The following is a 17,061-nucleotide window of genomic DNA, read 5'->3' as shown; positions in this document are numbered from 1 at the left end:
ACGGTCCCGGGGCACGGCCGACTACGAAGGAGTCGACATGAGCGACAGTACGGCCCCTGGTGACATCGCTGAAGTGGGCGCCGGAAGCGGCATGACATTGAGGACTTACGTGGTCGACCGGGAGGGCACGATCACCTCGGACAGCGGCACGAGGCGCGTGGACACGACGGGCGTGATGCTGCCGCCGCTGCGGGACAGCTATCCGCCGTGTTCCTGCCCGCGCTGTTCCGGGAAGCGGGCGCGAGCATGAAGACGGCCAAGGAGCTGAGTCCCGAGTGCGCGATCGGCCTGTGCCGCCTCTGCCCGGGCGACAAGGTGCCTGTCTACGCGCTGGGCAAACGGTCCTCGTTCGAGGCGCCGCTCTTCGTAAGCCGCTGTGACCACGGGTGCCGTCATGGCGGGCGGGCTGTCGTCTCGCGGAAGCCGCCGCGCACGTTATGACGCGCGTCTGCCACGGGTGCGACGAGGAGACGACGCAGCCGGTCGCGGTGCCGCCGGAACACACGGCGTCAGGTCCCGGGCGAACTCTGCACGCTCTCAAGACCGAGCCTCTGCCCGTGATATCGCCGGGCAGGAGCCGATTGCGCCGGGTCCGCCCAGTGCCCTGAGCACGGTGGTGCCCCCGCTCCCCATATCGAGGGGGCGGGGTGTGGCGCTGTCGACCAGCGCACGGTCACGGCGGAGATCAAGGGCAAGGGCCCCAAGAACCTCGTCAAGGTCACGCTCGCCGTCGACGGCAAGAAGTCCCCCAAGAAGTCCGCCAGGACGCCTCCGTCACAGCGACGGACGGACGCCCCTTCTGGGTCCCGGAGTTGGGCAAGTGGCTCGACGCGACCGACCTGCGGTCGGGGCAGTGGCTGCGGACGAGCGCGGGGACGTACGTCCAGGTTGCGGCGGTCGAGCGCTGGACGCAGCAGGTGACGGTGCACAACCTGACGGTTGCGGATCTGCATACGTACTATGTGGGTGCGGGGGCCACGCCGGTTCTCGTTCACAATGCAACGCCAGGTCAGAAGTGCGATCTGACGCTGGGCGCTGGTCCGAATGCCCGAGAGGGAGTCGGTCTGGAGAACGGTGACATTGAAGCAGATGGCGTTCGAGATCTGATCAATGAATCCGGGAATGCACACGGCTGCCACACCTGCGATGCCAAGACCCCTGGCACCAAAGACGGAGATTGGATTCCAGATCACCAGCCGCCGTCCAGTCTTGTGGCTCCCGGATCTCCTCAGACGGCGTATCCCCACTGCCTGTCCTGTGCTAGGCGGCAGGGTGGGGTCGTCTCACAACTTTCACAAGGAAAGAGCAAGAAGGAATGGTAGCTAATAGCCCTGTGGTTGCATTCCTGGCAAAAATCGAGCACGGGTGCCTGATCTTGCGGGATGCGGGAAGTGACGATGACGTCAGCGACTGGGACCCGGCGTCCAGCAGATGGTATCAAGAGGGCAGTTCACTCATCTTCGGTGTTCAGGCCAGTGTCGACGGTCCTGTCGAATGCGAGGTATGGAAGGCAGCTCCGCCTGAGGTGCTTCCGGCGAACCTCGTTGAGGTGCCACTTCCGTGTCCGTCCGGGTGGCTCGTATTGCACGACCCAAACGAATACGCCCGAATGCAATTCACAGGATTCCGTGATTCTGTGATCTGTTCGGTAATGGTGGATGATCCGCAATTTCCGTCAAAGGTTCAGATCTTGCTGGGGGCGGAAGGCGAGTAGCTCTCGGCGCTCGCGGGAACGGGCGAGGTTCCATTCGGGGGTCTCGCCAGTTTCTATGCGGTGCGAGGGCTTCGTTCCGCTGGGGGGCGTCGACCTTCCCGCGCCGTTCCGAACCGCAAAGCTGAAGCCCCGTCAGTGTGCCCTGACGGGGCTTCAATATGGGTTGACGGCAGTAGTTGACGGCAACGTCAGCGGACGGCGGCTCCGCACATTGCGTCGCCGCAGGCCGCCGTGCGTCGGCGGTCGGTGACCGCCGCCCGCTCCTGTCTGCCGCCCCGCTGGCGACGGCCGCCGACCACTCGGCGCGCAGAGCCCGGGAGCGTGAGCCGGACCATCAGTCGGAAGCCCTGGTCCCGACCACTCAGCAGCAGTGGCCGGGCACCTGAGAGGCTGCGCGGCGGGCTCGCGCCATCCCGTACGCCCATGGTTGCTGCCCGGCTGGGGGCTGTGACGATGCAGACAACGGGGCTGATGCCGGTGCGGGGTTGAGCGAGACACACGTGGCGGGTGACCGGTTGGCGCGCCCGCCGTCGTGGCTGACTTTCTGTGGCAGAGGCCAGAACTCCCACAGCCATGGGCACGGCACGCACGTGAGGGCCCGTCCCTGCCGGGGCTGACGAGTGCGGGGGAGCCTCGATCGGCTGCGCCCGGCAGGGACGGGAGTCGGGTGGGTCAGCGCGGTGCGGCGCCTGGGCGAGGAGAGTGGTTCACGTCTGGCGCAAGGTCCGCCAGGGGCGGGTGATGATCTCCCGGTAGGTGTGGTGCGACGGGTTCTGACCGCAGTGCCGCAGCACCCAGTCCTGCGGTTCGGCGAAGCCCTCGCTCGCAGGGGACGTCTCGCCACCCACAGCGCACTGCATCGCGGACAGGACCGGCTCCGCGTCCTGCTCGCGGTCGGGCTGGAGCGTCCAGGTCTCGTAGCGCAGGACCGAGCGAGGGGTCACCGTCCCTGCCTCCGGCTGGCCACGGCCACCTTCGCGCTCAACTCCTCCGTCGGAGTCGGCGAACGTACGTCCTCGGGTGGCACGTCCCACTCCCGGCCACCGCGCGGTGGCCGAAGCTGCACGTACGGCCCCACATGCCCCATCACCACGCCCACCTTGCCGCTCCGCCGGTCGACCACCAGGGCGCCGACATCGGGCGAGACGGTGTGCCCGTCGGCATCAGGGGGTGGGGGCCGTCATCGTGACCACCCCGGCGAGGCGGAGCGCGACCGGGCATCCAGTCGCAGGGCGGGAACACATGGGGTGGTGCTCTTTCGCACGGTGACGCTCCTCGGCGGCGTTGATGCGTGCCCCTGGGCCTGTCGGTGCCGCAGGGTCGGCACCGATCCTCACGCCGGTCACCGGGACGAAGGAACCTCCACCAAAGCCCACTTCGGGACGTCCTGCACCGCGTAGAACGTCCCTGGTGCCGTCCTGTGACGAGGGGGGAGGCTCGTGCCGAACGAGAGACTACGAGCCGTCATGGCGGCGGGAGGCCGGACGTACGCCGCACTCGCTCAGCAGGTCGAGGTCGACCCCAAGTCGGTCGAGCGCTGGGTGAACCTCGGCCGTATCCCACGTCGTGCCACCGCCCTCCAGGCGGCCAAGGCCCTGGGAGAAGATGTGCACGCACTCTGGCCGGCGCTCCGCCAGGCCCGCCCCGCCCGCGCCATCAGCCCCGAACTGGTCGCGCTCTACGAGCAGCGGGCCGACCTCCCCGTCTCGGCGTTCACCGACCTGATGGCCCAGGCCCGGGAACGGATCGACATCCTCGTCTACGCGGCCGTCTTCCTCCACGAGGCGTACCCGCGGCTGAACGAACTCCTCACCGAACGCGCCGCCGAAGGCTGCACCGTCCGCATCACGATCGGGGACGCCGACAGCGGTGCCGTCCAAGTCCGGGGCAAGGAGGAGCGGTTCGGGCACGGCATCGAATCCCGCTGCCGCCTCGCGCTCATGCACTACAGACCGCTCGCCGACACCCCCGGCATCGAAGTCCGCACCCACGCCACCACGCTCTACAACTCCCTCTACCGCGCCGACGACCAGCAACTCGTCAACGCCCATGTCTGGGGCGTCAACGCGTACGCCGCCCCCGTATGGCACCTGCACCGACACGAGACAGGCGGCATGTTCGACACCTACGCCGAGAGCTTCGACGCCGTATGGGCAACCGCAACCCCCGTACGAGAGGAAGGCTGACCGTGGCCCGCGCCGAGTACTACGACGACCCGAACGCGCCCAAGCCGAACAGCATGGTCGTCGCCGCCTCCGCCGTCGTCACCGACGACCACGGGCGCATCCTCCTCCAGCGCCGCCGTGACAACGACCTATGGGCCCTGCCCGGAGGCGGAATGGACCTCACCGACTCCCTGCCCGGCACGGCCGTCCGCGAGGTCAAGGAAGAGACCGGCCTCGACGTCGAGATCACCGGCCTGGTCGGCACCTACACCGACCCGAAACACATCATCGCCTACACCGACGGCGAGGTCCGCCGCCAGTTCAACGTCTGCTTCAGCGCCCGCATCACCGGCGGTCAGCTGGAGATCTCCGACGAGTCCACCGGACTTCGTTTCGTGCCGCCGGAAGAGATCGAGCAGTTGCCGATGCACCACACCCAACGGCTCAGGCTCCAGCACTTCTTGGAACACCGCCAGAAGCCGTACCTGGGTTGAACCGGCTTACGTCAGTAGTGCACGTTGTGGCGCAGGGGGGCATCTGTGGATGACCCGATGGATTACCGTGGAATCAAGTCCTGGGTGGAGGAGCGGGGAGGCGCCGTTGACTACCTGGACTATGTGAAAAGCAATGGCGATCCAGGAATGTTGGTGGCGTTCTCTCGGATCTTCTGGCCTCGCTTTGTCGAAGTGGGCGGGTGTGTACTGTGGGATCGGGTGTACGAGGAATCCAATTTTGAATCCTGGCGCGAGAACCTCTCTGGTGACATCCGAAAGATTGAGGCCACGCTGAATCGGCTACGCGTCTGGAAGATCGTCGATTCGGAAGATGCCGAAGAAGATCGGGAGGCGCAGGAGTTCTTTGCATCGTGTGTTGTGAAGACGTGGGGGGGGGCTGCGCTGTCTGACGAATTTCCCCACCGAAGCTTCGATGTTCAGGTCATCACTTCCGAAGACGGCCCCATCGTCACCTTCTCGTCCAGCCCGAGGTAGGTCCCCATGGCTCTCCTCGGAAGGCCGTCCAGGCCGTCGGTCTCTCGTCAGTGAGGGGCGCTGCGGGCGCTCAGGGACAAGGCGTTGGTCGCTGTGTAGTAGGGCCTGAGGCGCGTGGTGGTGTTGGGGTGGGCCTGGGGGAGTTCCACCGCGGGGTACGTGTTCGTTTTCTTGCGTTCGACTGTGTCCCCTGTGATGCGGCCCAAGGCGACCCGGCCCGCCGTGGTGTGTACGTGGAGGTCCCAGATCGTGTGGTCCGCCGTGCCGTGGTGGGTCTGCGCCTCGGTGTAGGGGATCGTGAAGTGGAAGCGGGTCGGGGTCAGGTTGTGTGCCGGCACGGTGATGTCGGGGGTGGGTGGGGTGTGCGGGGGGCTCGTGGTGCGGGGAGCGAGGGTCACCGTCGTTCCCTCGGGTGGGAGTTGGGCGCTTCCGAGGAGGTGGGCCGTCACCGTGGCCCCGGTCTCGTTGATCAGGACTTGGTCCACCTCCGCGTGCGCCGGGCGCAGCCATGTCCGCAGGGCCAAGTAGCCGTCGGACGTGGCGTACGGGATCCAGGAGGTCAGGCCCTCGGGGGTGAGGGTCGGGGGGAGGGCCGGAGGGAGGGTCAGGAGCGGGGCCGTTTCGATGAGGTGGGCCCGGAGGCGGGTGCGGGACCTGGTGTTGGCGGGGGTGCTGTGCAGGGTGTCGGCGGTGTCGGCGGCGGCGTCGTGCGGGGTTATGTAGCAGTCCCAGCGGCCCTCCCACAGCACGTGCGCCGCGCGGTCCACCGTGACGATCGACTCCACCACCCCCGGCGCCACCGGAGTCAGCGGCGGCACCGGGACCCGGACTTCGCGGCGCTCGGGGTCCTTGCGTTTGCGCAGGAGGAGGTCGAGGGGGCCTCGGGGGAGGGTGGCGGGGGCGAGGACGACGGCCAGGTCGCCGGTCGGGGTGATGCGGGCGGATGCGGTGGGCGTGAGGGGCGGGTCCGGTTCGGGGGACGGGGTGGGGGCGGGGCGGCGCGGACCCGTCAGGGCCGTGCGGATGCGGGTGGTGAGGCGGGGGCGGGAGGGGGCGGTCGCCGGGCGCAGTTCCTCGATGAGGTCGAGGTAGCGGCGCGCGATCACCGAGGGGACGTACGTCGCCGCCTTCGCGCGCGCCGCCGCGCCCAGGCGGGCGCGTAGGTCCTGGTCCTTCATCAGGGACTTCAGCGCGTCCGCGTACGCGTCCACCCCGCCGGACAGCGGCACGAGCACCCCGTCCTCGCCGTCCGAGATGATCTCCGCAGGGCCGTGCGGGCAGTCCGTCGCGACGACCGGGACGCCGCAGTGCATCGCCTCGACGATGGTCATGCCGAAGGACTCCATGTCGGAGGAGACCGCCGCGATGGCGCCCTTCGCCCACTCCGCCTCGATGGGCGCGGCCGGGCCCATCATCAACACCTGGTTGTAGAGGCCGAGTTCGTCGATCTGGCGGCGCAGGCGGGCCCGTTCGGGGCCGCGGCCGTAGAGGCGCAAGCTCCAGTCGGGGTACTCGGCGGACACCTTCGCGAACGCCGCGACGAGGCGGTCGTACCGCTTCACCGCCACCAGCCGGCCCGCCGCCACGACGACCTTGGAGTCGAGGGAGGACGGCCGGACCGCGGGGGCGGTGACGCCGTTCGGGATGCAGAGGATCTTCGTACGGGCGCCGGGGAGCCCCGAGCGGTACAGCGCCGCGTCCGCCTCCGAGACCGTGACGAACGCGTCCAAGCCTGCGGCTATCGCGGCGTTCTGGTCGCCGCGGAGCTGGTCGCTGTGCGCGTCGTACGAGAGGTGCTCCTGGCCGATGCGGAGGTATCCGCGGCGGCTGGATTTCTGCTGCATTCCGTGGCGGGCGAGGTAGCCGTTGAGGATCGGGCGTGTCGCTATCACCACGTCCGCTTCGGTTTCTTTCAGGTGTTCGACGATGACCTGATCGTGGAGTGCCGTGTAGCGCAGGCGGCCGAAATCCACTCCCTTTTCCGGGAACATCGTGTTCGGGAGTTGGTTCAGTTCGTGGTCTCCCTGGTACGCGGGGGAGTCCGAGCGCATCTCGATGAGGGAACGCAGGCGTACGCGCGGGTCGAACGGTAACTCCGGTCTCTCCGCGACCCGGTGCACGCTCGTGACCTGCACGTCGTGCCCGGCTGCCGCCAGCGCGCCGGACAGGTTCGCCGTGGAGCGGATGGTGCCGCCGATTCCGTACGCGTTGTGGAGCAGGAATTCAATCTTCAATGTGTCGGGCCCCTTGGGTGGTCGTCACCGGCGTCGTCGTCAGGGCAGGCTTCATCGCCACCGCGACATGGATCTCTTCCGGAGTTCGGCGGTTCGGCGGTTCGGTCTTTCCCCGTGTGTGGGGAAAGTGAATTCACGGGGACGGTGTCGTTGTCAACGGGGGGCGTAAATGGGTGGGAATTCGCGGTTCCGGTCCATCCGTCGGCCCCCGCGAGGGGGAGCCGGTCGGCGCCCCCTCGCGGGGAGGCGACGGTGGCGCCGACCGCTTCCGGGGACCGGGAGAGCCCCGGAAGGTCAGAGGGCCCGGTGACGAGCCGCGACTCCCTACGTTCGGAGCGTCGGGCGGGGAGGATTGGGCATCGTTGCTGATTTGTCCTGGCGAATGGTTCGTCAGATGGCGGTGCAGGGTGGCTGCTTCCGGCCCATCTGTCTGAACTCGTCTTCTCTGTCGGTGTTTGCGTACGTCAAGTGGGAGGTCTGTGTCACAGGCAGGGGGGTGCCTGGACTCCCCATGTGGCGGGCTCCTACTCTTGCCGTTCACTCAGTTTCCGTACCAGGAGTCACCTTTGCTCTACCGAAAGAACATCCTTCGCTTCGGCGTGCCCGCAGTCGCGCTCGCGCTCACGCTCACCGCGTGCGGAGGGGACGACGGCGGTTCGAAGAAGTCGAACAGCAAATCCAAGGACGAGGCCCCGGTGGCGGACTCGAAGGAGAAGCCGGCCGGGGAGAAGCCCACCGGCGGCGGCGTGCTCGGCACCGGCAAGAGCGCCACCGGCAAGGTGAAGGAGGGGACCACCCCCGTCACGTACGAAGTCGTCGCGCAGAAGGTCGACGTCGGGACCGAGGCCGACACGCAGAAGCTGGTGCGGGACCCGAAGAAGGCCAAGGGGCTCGTCCCCGCCGTCGCGCACCTGAAGTTCACGCACAAGGGCGGTGGCGTCGTGAAGGAGACTCCCGACGCCGCCGACACCACGGAGATCTGGGCCGACGGCCGGCGCGGGGGCCTCGTCATCGGTGCCTCCGAGGACGCGCCCGGCTGTGACGACCCGCTGGACATCGAGGGCTGGAAGCAGGGCGAGAGCCACGTGCTCTGCGAGACCTACCTCGTGCCCAAGGGCGCCAAGGGCCTCGAGGTCCACTGGGCCGAGAAGGAGGACGGCGAGCCGTACATCTGGAAGTTCGCCGGTCACGGGTAAGAGTTCGCCGGTCACGGGTGAGGGTTCGCCGGTATCCGGCAAGAGTTCGCCGGTATTCGGTGAGTAGACGCACATCCGTGCACGGGTGAACGACGACGGCGCCGCCCTCGGCAGGGGAGGGGCGGCGCCGTTGCCCGTCAGTTGCCCGTCAGCCGCTCGGCGCGATCTTCCTGCGCCCTACGCCGCAAGGATGACCCCACACCCAGAGGTGGACCCACCTGACCTGCGACGATCGCTCTCCGCCTAGCGGAGGTAACTATTCTTCATACCCGCCGTACCAGCCGGACATGCGCACGCGGCCAGCTTTCTTACCTCAATCTGGCTGAACTTTTGTTGATCGAGCCTTAGTTGACCCGGTGGTCGCCTTACCCTTCACAGGGTGAACCAATTGATGTCCCGCGAGTCCGAATCCGAGTCCGTGCCGCCCGGAGATCTGCCCGGCGCGCTGCCAGAAGAGCTGCGCGCCGAACTCGTGGCCTTCCGTCGCGACTTGCACATGCACCCGGAGCTGGGCCACCAGGAGTTTCGCACCACCGCGGCCCTCAAGGCCCGCCTCGAGGCAGCCGGGCTCGAACCCCGCGTCCTGCGCGTCGGCACCGGACTCATCTGCGACATCGGAGGCACCCCCGAAGGCACCTCCCGCCCAGCCCGCCCAGCCCGCCCCGTCCTCGCCCTGCGCGCCGACATCGACGCCCTGCCCATCCCGGACACCAAGACGGGCGTGTCCTACCGCTCCACGGTCCCCGACCGCGCCCACGCCTGCGGCCACGACGTGCACACCACCGTCGTCCTCGGCGCCGGACTGGTCCTCGCCGAGCTGGCGAAGCAGGGGCTGCTCCCGCACCCGGTGCGGCTGATCTTCCAGCCCGCCGAGGAGGTCCTGCCCGGCGGCGCCACGGACGCCATCGAGTGCGGCGCCCTCGACGGCGTCGGCCGGATCATCGGCGTGCACTGCGACCCCCGCGTGGACGCAGGGCGCATCGGCCTGCGGCACGGGCCCATCACCTCCGCCTGCGACCGCCTGGAGGTCTCCCTCGACGGCCCCGGCGGCCACACCGCCCGGCCGCATCTGACGACGGACCTCGTCACCGCCGCCGCCAAGGTCGTCACCGAGGTCCCGGCCCTGGTGGCCCGCCGCATCGACGCCCGCTCGGGCCTCGCCGTCACCTGGGGCCGCATCGAGGCGGGCCACGCCTGCAACGTCATCCCCCAGCACGCCGAGCTGTCCGGCACCATCCGCTGCCTCGACCTCGCGGCCTGGCGGCAGGCCCCCGACCTCGTGCACGCCGCCATCCAGGAGATCGCCGACCTCTACCGAGCCAAGTCCGAGATCAACTACGTCCGCGGCGTCCCGCCCGTCGTCAACGAACCGGTGGTCACGGACCTGCTCCGGGACGCCATGGCCGCCCGGCGCGGGCCCGCCTCCGTCGAGGACACCGAGCAGAGCCTGGGCGGCGAGGACTTCTCCTGGTACCTGGAGCGCGTCCCCGGCGCCATGGCCCGGCTCGGCGTCCGCACCCCCGGGGAGCGCGGCATCCGCGATCTGCACCAGGGCGACTTCGACGCCGACGAACACGCGATCACGGTCGGCGTCGAACTCTTCACGGCCGCAGCCCTCATCGACGGCGCGACACGTTCCGCTTAAGGGCCACCCCGTGCTTTAAGGGCAACCCCGCGCTCTCCGCTCAAGGGCAGCCCGCTCTCTCCGCTCAAGGGCACCCCCTGATCTCCGTATAAGGGCCACCCCCACTCTCCGCTCAACGGCCACCACCCCCGGCCGACGCCCGCGTAACTCCCCTTACGCGGGCGTAACCCGTACCACCCTTCGCGGGCCCGACCCGGCCCGCCACGAATCGATAACGGCCACCGCCGAAACCGTTCCCTCCCCTTTCTACGCGCGTTAATGTGCGCCGAAATCAGCGCCGTCACCGGTGCGTTGGGGAACGTTCGAAACGTAAGGGGTGCGTCCTATGCGTCGGCGTCGAGTGTCGAGGATTTCCCAAGTGGCCGTGACGGTGGCGACGTTCGCCCTCGTGGCCTCCGCGTGCGGCGGCACCAGCAGCGACGCCGCCAAGGACGACGACGGGGGGAAGACGGGCGACGGGAAGTACTCCGCCAAGGGCATCGGCCTCGCGTACGACATCGGCGGCCGGGGCGACCAGTCCTTCAACGACGCCGCGTTCACCGGGTACGAGCGGGCCCGTAAGGACCTGAAGATCGGCGGCATCGCGATGGAGCCGGGCGACGGCGAGTCCAGCGCCGACAAGACGCAGCGCATCGAGACCCTGGCCCGGCAGGGCTACAACCCGGTGATCGGCGTCGGATTCGTGTACGCGCCCGCCGTGCAGGAAGTCGCCAAGAAGTATCCGAAGATCACTTTCGGGATCATCGACGACGACACCGTCAAGGCCGACAACGTGGCCGATCTCGTATTCCACGAGGAACAGGGCTCTTATCTCGCCGGGGTCGCCGCGGCGAAGGCGACCAAGGTCAAACACGTCGGATTCATCGGGGGCGTGGACATCCCGATCATCCATAAATTCGAGGCCGGATTCGTGCAGGGCGTGAAGTCGGTCGACCCGAAGATCAAAATCGAGAAGCGGTATCTGACGGAGAAGCCCGAGGAGGGTGGATTCGCCAGCCCCGACAAGGGGCAGGACGCGGCGAGCGGACAGCTCGAAGCCGGGGCCGACGTGCTCTACCACGCGGCCGGGCTCTCCGGGCAGGGCGTGATCCAGGAGGCCGGGGCGCAGAAGAAGTGGGCGATCGGCGTCGACTCCGACCAGTACAAGCAGAAGGCGCTCGCCAAGTACAAGAAGTACATCCTCGGCTCCGCCCTGAAGGACGTCGGCGGCGCCGTCTACGACCTCACCAAGTCGGTCGTCGAGGGCGAGCCCATGACCGGCACCCAGCGCTACGACCTCAAGTCCGGGCGCGTCGGCTTCTCCGACGCCAATCCGGCGTACCGGGACATGAAGGACGTCGTGGCCGCGGTCGAGAAGGCCAAGAAGGACATCGTCGACGGCAAGGTGACGGTCAAGACCCGGCCTTGATCCGGGTTTGTGTGGTGTGTCCGACGTCGTACGTATAACGGCGTCGGACCCCCATGGGTGAGTCGTACGTATAACCCGTTGGGCTCCGGTGAATCCGCCGCAGTTCAGGCCTCCGATGGCCGCCGCACCCGGCCGTCACCCGCCCGACGTCTGGTGGCCACAGCTCGATAACGGACCGGACAGAAGGGTTCTTATGTCAGGTCTACGCGCGTTACGCTGCGGCGAAATCAGCGCCGGGTGAGGCGCACTGCACGTACGTGGCTCGTCGTGTGTCCCCAGGTCCGCAAGCCGCGTCCGTACTCACGTCCTTGTACATAAGGAGTTCGTCTCTATGCGCCGGGTGTCCCGAATAGCGCTCGCGTCTGCCGCGACCGCCGCTCTCGCCGTTTCCGCCACCGCCTGCGGCGGTACCTCCAGCGACGCCGCCAAGACCGACGACGGCAAGAGCAAGGGTGTCGCGATCGCGTACGACGTCGGCGGCGCGGGCGACCAGTCGTTCAACGACGCCGCCACCGCGGGCATGGACCGTGCGGCCAAGGAGCTCAAGGTCGGCAAGAAGGCCGTCGAGCCCACCGACGGCGAGTCCGACGCCGACAAGGTCCAGCGCCTCACCGAGCTGGCCAAGCAGGGCTACAACCCGGTCATCGGCGTCGGTTACGCCTACGCGCCCGCCATCAAGGAGGTCGCGGCCAAGAACCCGGACGTCACCTTCGGCATCGTCGACGACGCCACCATCAAGGCCAAGAACGTCTCCGACCTGGTCTTCAACGAGGAGCAGTCCTCGTACCTGGCCGGTGTCGCCGCCGCGAAGGCCACCAAGTCCAAGACCGTCGGCTTCATCGGCGGTGTCGACAACCCGCTGATCCGCAAGTTCGAGGCGGGCTTCGTCCAGGGCGTCCAGGACACCGACAAGTCGGTCAAGGTCAAGCGCCAGTTCCTCACCGAGAAGGCCGAGGACGGCGGCTTCTCCAGCCCGGACAAGGGCAAGGAGGCGGCCAGCGGCCAGATCGAGGGCGGCGCCGACGTGGTCTACCACGCCGCCGGTCTCTCCGGTCAGGGCGTCATCGAGGCCGCCGCCGCCAAGAAGGTCTGGGCTATCGGCGTCGACTCCGACCAGTACAAGCAGAAGGCGCTCGACAAGTACAAGAAGTACATCCTCACCTCGGCCACCAAGGACGTCGCCGGAGCGGTGTACAACCTGGTGAAGTCGGTGAAGGATGACAAGGCCGAGGGCGGCGTCGTGCGCGCGGACCTCAAGTCGGGCGGTGTCGGCCTCGCCGACTCCAACCCCGAGTTCACCAAGATGAAGGACCTGCAGGCCTCCCTGAAGAAGGCCGAGCAGGGCATCACCAGCGGCAAGATCAAGGTCAAGACGGCGCTGTAATGGCGCCGTTACGGCGGCGGAACGGGGTGTGAGGACACTGGCGCAACGGCCTCCTCGCGCCCCGTTCGCGCGGCCAGGGCCTCAACCACCGCGCCCGGCACCCCAGTTGACGGCGTACGACGGTCAGACGGCGTCGTGCTCCGTGAGCTCGGGCAGCCGTCCGGTGGCAACTGAGGCGTGAAGCAGGGGCACACACCGCGTGTGCGGGTCCGGCCCCTTTCCTTTTTCCTTCAGGAGAGTGCGCCATCGACGCGTCCACCAGCCCTCCGCCCACCGAACGCCCGGCCGCGTGTGCCGTCGAACTCGTCGGCATCACCAAGCGTTTCCCGGGCGTCGTGGCCAACCACGACATCCACCTCAGCGTCCGCAAGGGCACCGTCCACGCCCTCGTCGGCGAGAACGGCGCCGGCAAGTCGACGCTGATGAAGATCCTGTACGGCATGCAGAAGCCCGACGAGGGCACCATCGCCGTCGACGGGGAGAAGGTCTCCTTCGCCAGCCCCGCGGACGCCATCAGCCGCGGCATCGGCATGGTCCACCAGCACTTCATGCTGGCCGACCAGCTGACCGTCCTGGAGAACATCGTGCTCGGCAGCGAGAAGCTGTACGGCATCGGTTCCGGGGCCCGCCGCAAGATCGCCGAGATCTCCGACCGCTACGGCCTCGGCGTGCGCCCCGACGCCTTCGTCGAGGACCTCGGCGTCGCCGACCGCCAGCGCGTGGAGATCCTCAAGGTCCTCTACCGCGGCGCGACCACGCTGATCCTCGACGAGCCCACGGCCGTGCTCGTGCCCCAGGAGGTCGACGCGCTCTTCGACAACCTGCGCGAGCTCAAGTCCGAGGGCCTGTCCGTCATCTTCATCTCGCACAAGCTCGGCGAGGTCCTCTCCGTCGCCGACGACATCACCGTCATCCGGCGCGGTACGACGGTGGGCACGGCCGTCCCGTCCGAGACCACCCCGCGCCAGCTCGCCGAGCTGATGGTGGGCAGCGAGCTGCCGACACCGGAGACCGCGGAGTCCACGGTCACCGACCGGCCGATGATCCAGGTCGAGGGCCTGAAGCTGCTCGCCGACGGCGAGTCGGGCCGCGCCCTCCTCGACGACATCTCCTTCACCATCCACGAGGGCGAAGTGCTCGGCCTCGCGGGCGTGGAGGGCAACGGCCAGACCGAGCTCATCGACGCCCTCATCGGCCTCAAGCACGCCGACTCCGGCGTCATCCGCATGGCGGGCGAGAACATCACCGACTGGGCGACCCGCAGGCGGCGCGAGGGCGGCGTCGGCTACATCCCCGAGGACCGCCACCGCCACGGCCTGCTCCTGGACGCCCCGCTCTGGGAGAACCGCATCCTCGGCCACGTCACCGAGAAGCCCAACAGCCGCGGCTTCTGGCTGGACACCAGGGGCGCGCAGGCCGACACCCGGCGCATCGTCGAGGAGTACGACGTCCGTACGCCCGGCATCGACGTCACCGCGGCCTCGCTCTCCGGCGGCAACCAGCAGAAGCTGATCGTCGGCCGCGAGATGAGCCACAAGCCGCGCTTCCTCATCGCCGCGCACCCCACCCGCGGTGTGGACGTCGGCGCGCAGGCGCAGATCTGGGACCAGATCCGCGAGGCGCGCCGCGAGGGCCTCGCGGTGCTCCTCATCTCCGCCGACCTGGACGAGCTGATCGGCCTGTCCGACACCCTCCGCGTGATCTACCGGGGCCGTCTGGTCGCGGACGCCGACCCGGCGACGGTCACCCCGGAGGAGCTGGGCTCGGCGATGACGGGCGCGGCCTCCGGACACCTGGAGCACGCCGAGGACGACGCCGAGGACACCGCCGCGGCCGCGGACGCCGGGTCCGGCGCCGCCGACGTACAAGAAGAAGCCGCCCCGGAGGACGAGGCCCGATGAAGAAGTTCGACAAGGAGCGGGTGCTCCTCGCGGTGGCCGGTCCGGTCATCGCGCTCATCGCGGCCGTCGCCCTGACGTCGGTCGTGCTGCTCGCCTCGGGGAAGAACCCGATCGAGCCGTACAGCCTGATGTTCGAGCAGGCCGGGTTCTCCGACGTCCAGGTCCTGATCATCAACCAGGCCGGGATGTACTACCTGGCGGCCCTCGCGGTGGCCATCGGCTTCCGCATGAACCTGTTCAACATCGGTGTGGACGGCCAGTACCGGCTCGCCGCGATGGTCACGGCCGTCGTCGGCGCGCACGTCTCGCTGCCGTCCGGCCTGCAGATCCCGCTGCTCATCCTGGTCGCGATGCTGACCGGCGCGTTCTGGGCGGGCATCGCGGGCATCCTGAAGACCACCCGGGGCGTCAGCGAGGTGGTCGCCACGATCATGCTCAACGCCATCGCGACGAGCGTCATCGGCTACCTCACCCTCACCGAGAACTTCGGCGTCCCGGTGGGCAACAACCAGACCACCGGTGTCATGCACAAGTCCGGCTGGTTCCCCGGCATCTCCATGGGCGCCTCCGGCGAGATCTACGGCTTCGTGGTCATCGCGGCCCTCGGCGGCGTCCTGTACTGGCTCGTCCTCAACCGCACCCGCTTCGGCTTCGACCTGCGCGCCACCGGCGCCTCGCAGTCGGCGGCCGCCGCCTCCGGTGTGAACGCCAAGCGCATGATCCTCACCGCCATGGTGATCTCGGGCGCGGTCGCGGGCCTCGCGGGCATGCCGATCCTCCTCGGCGACGTCCACACGTACAGCCTGAGCTTCCCCACCGGCCTCGGCTTCACCGGCATCACCATCGCCCTGCTCGGCCGCAACAACCCGGTCGGCATCGCGTTCGCCGCGCTGCTCATCGCCTTCCTCGACAAGGCGTCGCCCGCTCTCGACTACGCCCAGCCGGTGGCGTACGACAAGGAGATCGCGGTGATCATGCAGGGCCTCATCGTGATCGCGGTCGTCGTCTCCTACGAGGCGGTACGCCGCTGGGGCCTGCGCCGCCAGCAGCAGCGCGTCGGTGAGGAACTGGCCGCCGCGGCCCGTGCCGCCGGTGCCGACAACGGCAACTCCGGCAACAACGACTCCGTGAAGGAGGTGGCTGCCCGATGAGCACGGCAACCGTCACCAAGGCCGCGCCCGCGACTCCCAAGCCGGGCCGCCGCCGCATCTCGCTCCCCGTCCTGCTCCTGATCATCGCGGGCGTCCTGGTCCTGACCTCGGTGGTCCGGCTCATCACCGACGCCCACGGCATCACCTCCACCGGCCAGATGTCCGGCGCCCTGCGCCTGGCCGTGCCGATCGGCCTCGCGGGCCTCGGCGGCCTGTGGGCCGAGCGCGCGGGCGTCGTCAACATCGGCCTTGAGGGCATGCTGATCCTCGGCACCTGGTTCGGCGCCTGGGCGGGCTACCAGTGGGGCCCGTGGGTCGGCATCGTCTTCGGTGTGCTCGGCGGGGCGCTCGGCGGTCTGCTGCACGCGATCGTCACGGTCACCTTCAACGTCAACCACATCGTCTCCGGTGTGGCCCTGAACATCCTCGCCCTCGGCACCACCCGCTACCTCTCCACCTTCGCCTTCGAGGGCGAGGAGGGCGGTACGTCGAAGCAGTCGCCGGGCGTGGAATCCCTCGGCAAGTTCTCGGTGCCGGGGCTCTCGGACTGGCTGCAGGACCTCAACCAGAAACACTGGTTCCTGGTGTCCGACATCGCGGGCCTGCTCGGCGGTCTGATCACCGACGTGTCGCCGCTGACCCTCATCGCCGTCGCGATGGTGCCGCTGAGCTGGTTCATCCTCTGGCGCACGGCGTTCGGCCTGCGGCTGCGCTCCTGCGGTGAGAACCCGATCGCGGCGGAGTCCCTCGGCGTCAACGTCTACAAGTACAAGTACCTGGCCGTCATCATCTCCGGCGGCCTCGCCGGCCTCGGCGGCGCGTTCCTGTCCCTGGTCGCCTCCAACATCTACCTGGAGGGCCAGACCGGCCAGCGCGGCTACATCGGCCTCGCCGCCATGATCTTCGGCAACTGGATGCCGGGCGGCCTCGCGCTCGGTGCCGGTCTGTTCGGTTACACCGACAGCCTGAAGCTGCGGGGCGGCGGCACGAATGTCCACGCCCTGCTGCTTCTGATCGCCATCCTTCTTCTCATCGGCGCGGCCTACCTGATCTGGCGCAAGCGCTACGTCCCCGCGGTGATCACCGCGGCGGCCTCGGCGCTGATGTTCCTCTGGTACGGCCTCACCGACGAGGTGCCGAACCAGGTCGTCACCGCCACGCCGTACGTCGTCACGCTGCTGGTGCTCTCGCTCTCCGCCCAGCGGCTGCGGATGCCGAAGGCGGACGGGATGCCGTACCGGAAGGGACAAGGGAAATGACGCACTCTGCCGAGG

13 protein-coding genes and 2 pseudogenes are annotated in these 17,061 nt (G+C 68.5%); 12 read left to right on the top strand and 3 right to left on the bottom strand.

The annotated features are described in order from the left end of the window. The first annotated feature begins 37 nt into the window (after positions 1-37). Positions 38-250 carry a hypothetical protein gene (locus tag ACZ6BG_RS11565; protein WP_468999697.1) on the top strand — a complete coding sequence of 71 codons (213 nt, stop codon included), beginning with the start codon at positions 38-40 and terminating at the stop codon, positions 248-250. A 401-nt stretch (positions 251-651) separates the two neighbouring features. Then, a pseudogene (locus tag ACZ6BG_RS11560) lies at positions 652-1,322 on the top strand (polymorphic toxin-type HINT domain-containing protein); the annotation flags it as partial. A 1,099-nt stretch (positions 1,323-2,421) separates the two neighbouring features. Here the strand turns inward: ACZ6BG_RS11560 and ACZ6BG_RS11555 are convergent. Together ACZ6BG_RS11555 and ACZ6BG_RS11550 are read right to left on the bottom strand one after the other, a co-directional pair. After that, positions 2,422-2,658: a DUF7848 domain-containing protein gene (locus tag ACZ6BG_RS11555; protein ID WP_468999696.1), complete on the bottom strand. Its 237-nt coding sequence runs from the start codon at positions 2,656-2,658 to the stop codon at positions 2,422-2,424. Beyond that, positions 2,655-2,907, bottom strand: a pseudogene (locus ACZ6BG_RS11550) (hypothetical protein). Before ACZ6BG_RS11550 ends, ACZ6BG_RS11555 begins: the two are co-directional and overlap by 4 nt. 273 nt (positions 2,908-3,180) lie before the next feature. On the opposite strand from ACZ6BG_RS11550, the gene ACZ6BG_RS11545 reads away from it, so the two are divergent. Genes ACZ6BG_RS11545 through ACZ6BG_RS11535 form a run of 3 tightly spaced genes read left to right on the top strand, consistent with a single transcriptional unit; the run spans position 3,181 to position 4,868 of the window. Then, positions 3,181-3,900 (top strand): XRE family transcriptional regulator, encoded by a 720-nt coding sequence (locus ACZ6BG_RS11545; protein WP_469000233.1) that lies wholly within the window; start codon positions 3,181-3,183, stop codon positions 3,898-3,900. 2 nt (positions 3,901-3,902) lie between these two features. Continuing rightward, complete coding sequence (locus ACZ6BG_RS11540) at positions 3,903-4,373, top strand: NUDIX hydrolase (RefSeq protein WP_468999695.1); 471 nt, start codon at positions 3,903-3,905, stop codon at positions 4,371-4,373. Between the two features lie 45 nt (positions 4,374-4,418). Further along, positions 4,419-4,868: a hypothetical protein gene (locus ACZ6BG_RS11535; protein ID WP_468999694.1), complete on the top strand. Its 450-nt coding sequence runs from the start codon at positions 4,419-4,421 to the stop codon at positions 4,866-4,868. Positions 4,869-4,915: 47 nt separating this feature from the next. Here ACZ6BG_RS11535 and ACZ6BG_RS11530 read toward each other — a convergent pair whose 3' ends face one another. Then, complete coding sequence (locus ACZ6BG_RS11530) at positions 4,916-7,102, bottom strand: glycosyltransferase (RefSeq protein WP_468999693.1); 2,187 nt, start codon at positions 7,100-7,102, stop codon at positions 4,916-4,918. 566 nt (positions 7,103-7,668) lie between these two features. On the opposite strand from ACZ6BG_RS11530, the gene ACZ6BG_RS11525 reads away from it, so the two are divergent. The 7 genes from ACZ6BG_RS11525 to ACZ6BG_RS11495 all read left to right on the top strand — a co-directional run bounded on the left by ACZ6BG_RS11525 (position 7,669) and on the right by ACZ6BG_RS11495 (position 17,046). Then, positions 7,669-8,298 carry a hypothetical protein gene (locus tag ACZ6BG_RS11525; RefSeq protein ID WP_468999692.1) on the top strand — a complete coding sequence of 210 codons (630 nt, stop codon included), beginning with the start codon at positions 7,669-7,671 and terminating at the stop codon, positions 8,296-8,298. 391 nt (positions 8,299-8,689) lie between these two features. Continuing rightward, complete coding sequence (locus tag ACZ6BG_RS11520; protein ID WP_469000230.1) at positions 8,690-9,943, top strand: amidohydrolase; 1,254 nt, start codon at positions 8,690-8,692, stop codon at positions 9,941-9,943. 325 nt (positions 9,944-10,268) lie between these two features. Continuing rightward, positions 10,269-11,351 (top strand): BMP family lipoprotein, encoded by a 1,083-nt coding sequence (locus ACZ6BG_RS11515; RefSeq protein ID WP_468999691.1) that lies wholly within the window; start codon positions 10,269-10,271, stop codon positions 11,349-11,351. A gap of 331 nt (positions 11,352-11,682) precedes the next feature. Beyond that, positions 11,683-12,735 (top strand): BMP family lipoprotein, encoded by a 1,053-nt coding sequence (locus ACZ6BG_RS11510; protein WP_468999690.1) that lies wholly within the window; start codon positions 11,683-11,685, stop codon positions 12,733-12,735. Between the two features lie 245 nt (positions 12,736-12,980). Beyond that, complete coding sequence (locus ACZ6BG_RS11505; protein WP_469000226.1) at positions 12,981-14,636, top strand: ABC transporter ATP-binding protein; 1,656 nt, start codon at positions 12,981-12,983, stop codon at positions 14,634-14,636. Then, positions 14,633-15,787, top strand: a complete 1,155-nt coding sequence (locus ACZ6BG_RS11500) for an ABC transporter permease (protein WP_468999689.1) — start codon at positions 14,633-14,635, stop codon at positions 15,785-15,787. Before ACZ6BG_RS11505 ends, ACZ6BG_RS11500 begins: the two co-directional genes overlap by 4 nt. Further along, a complete protein-coding gene (locus tag ACZ6BG_RS11495) occupies positions 15,784-17,046 on the top strand; it encodes an ABC transporter permease (RefSeq protein ID WP_468451066.1) in 1,263 nt (420 codons plus the stop codon). The genes ACZ6BG_RS11500 and ACZ6BG_RS11495 overlap by 4 nt, the downstream gene beginning before the upstream one ends. Positions 17,047-17,061 lie beyond the last annotated feature (15 nt).

The sequence above is a fragment of the Streptomyces sp. NPDC041205 genome (assembly GCF_055591765.1).
This window is presented reverse-complemented; position numbering and strand designations above follow the sequence as displayed.

Excerpts from the sequence above, each read along its gene's own strand:
- ACZ6BG_RS11565 (WP_468999697.1), top strand. The coding sequence starts at position 38 with ATGAGCGACAGTACGGCCCCTGGTGACATCGCTGAAGTGGGCGCCGGA.
- ACZ6BG_RS11545 (WP_469000233.1), top strand. The coding sequence starts at position 3,181 with ATGGCGGCGGGAGGCCGGACGTACGCCGCACTCGCTCAGCAGGTCGAG.
- ACZ6BG_RS11520 (WP_469000230.1), top strand. The coding sequence starts at position 8,690 with ATGTCCCGCGAGTCCGAATCCGAGTCCGTGCCGCCCGGAGATCTGCCC.
- ACZ6BG_RS11515 (WP_468999691.1), top strand. The coding sequence starts at position 10,269 with ATGCGTCGGCGTCGAGTGTCGAGGATTTCCCAAGTGGCCGTGACGGTG.
- ACZ6BG_RS11510 (WP_468999690.1), top strand. The coding sequence starts at position 11,683 with ATGCGCCGGGTGTCCCGAATAGCGCTCGCGTCTGCCGCGACCGCCGCT.
- ACZ6BG_RS11500 (WP_468999689.1), top strand. The coding sequence starts at position 14,633 with ATGAAGAAGTTCGACAAGGAGCGGGTGCTCCTCGCGGTGGCCGGTCCG.
- ACZ6BG_RS11495 (WP_468451066.1), top strand. The coding sequence starts at position 15,784 with ATGAGCACGGCAACCGTCACCAAGGCCGCGCCCGCGACTCCCAAGCCG.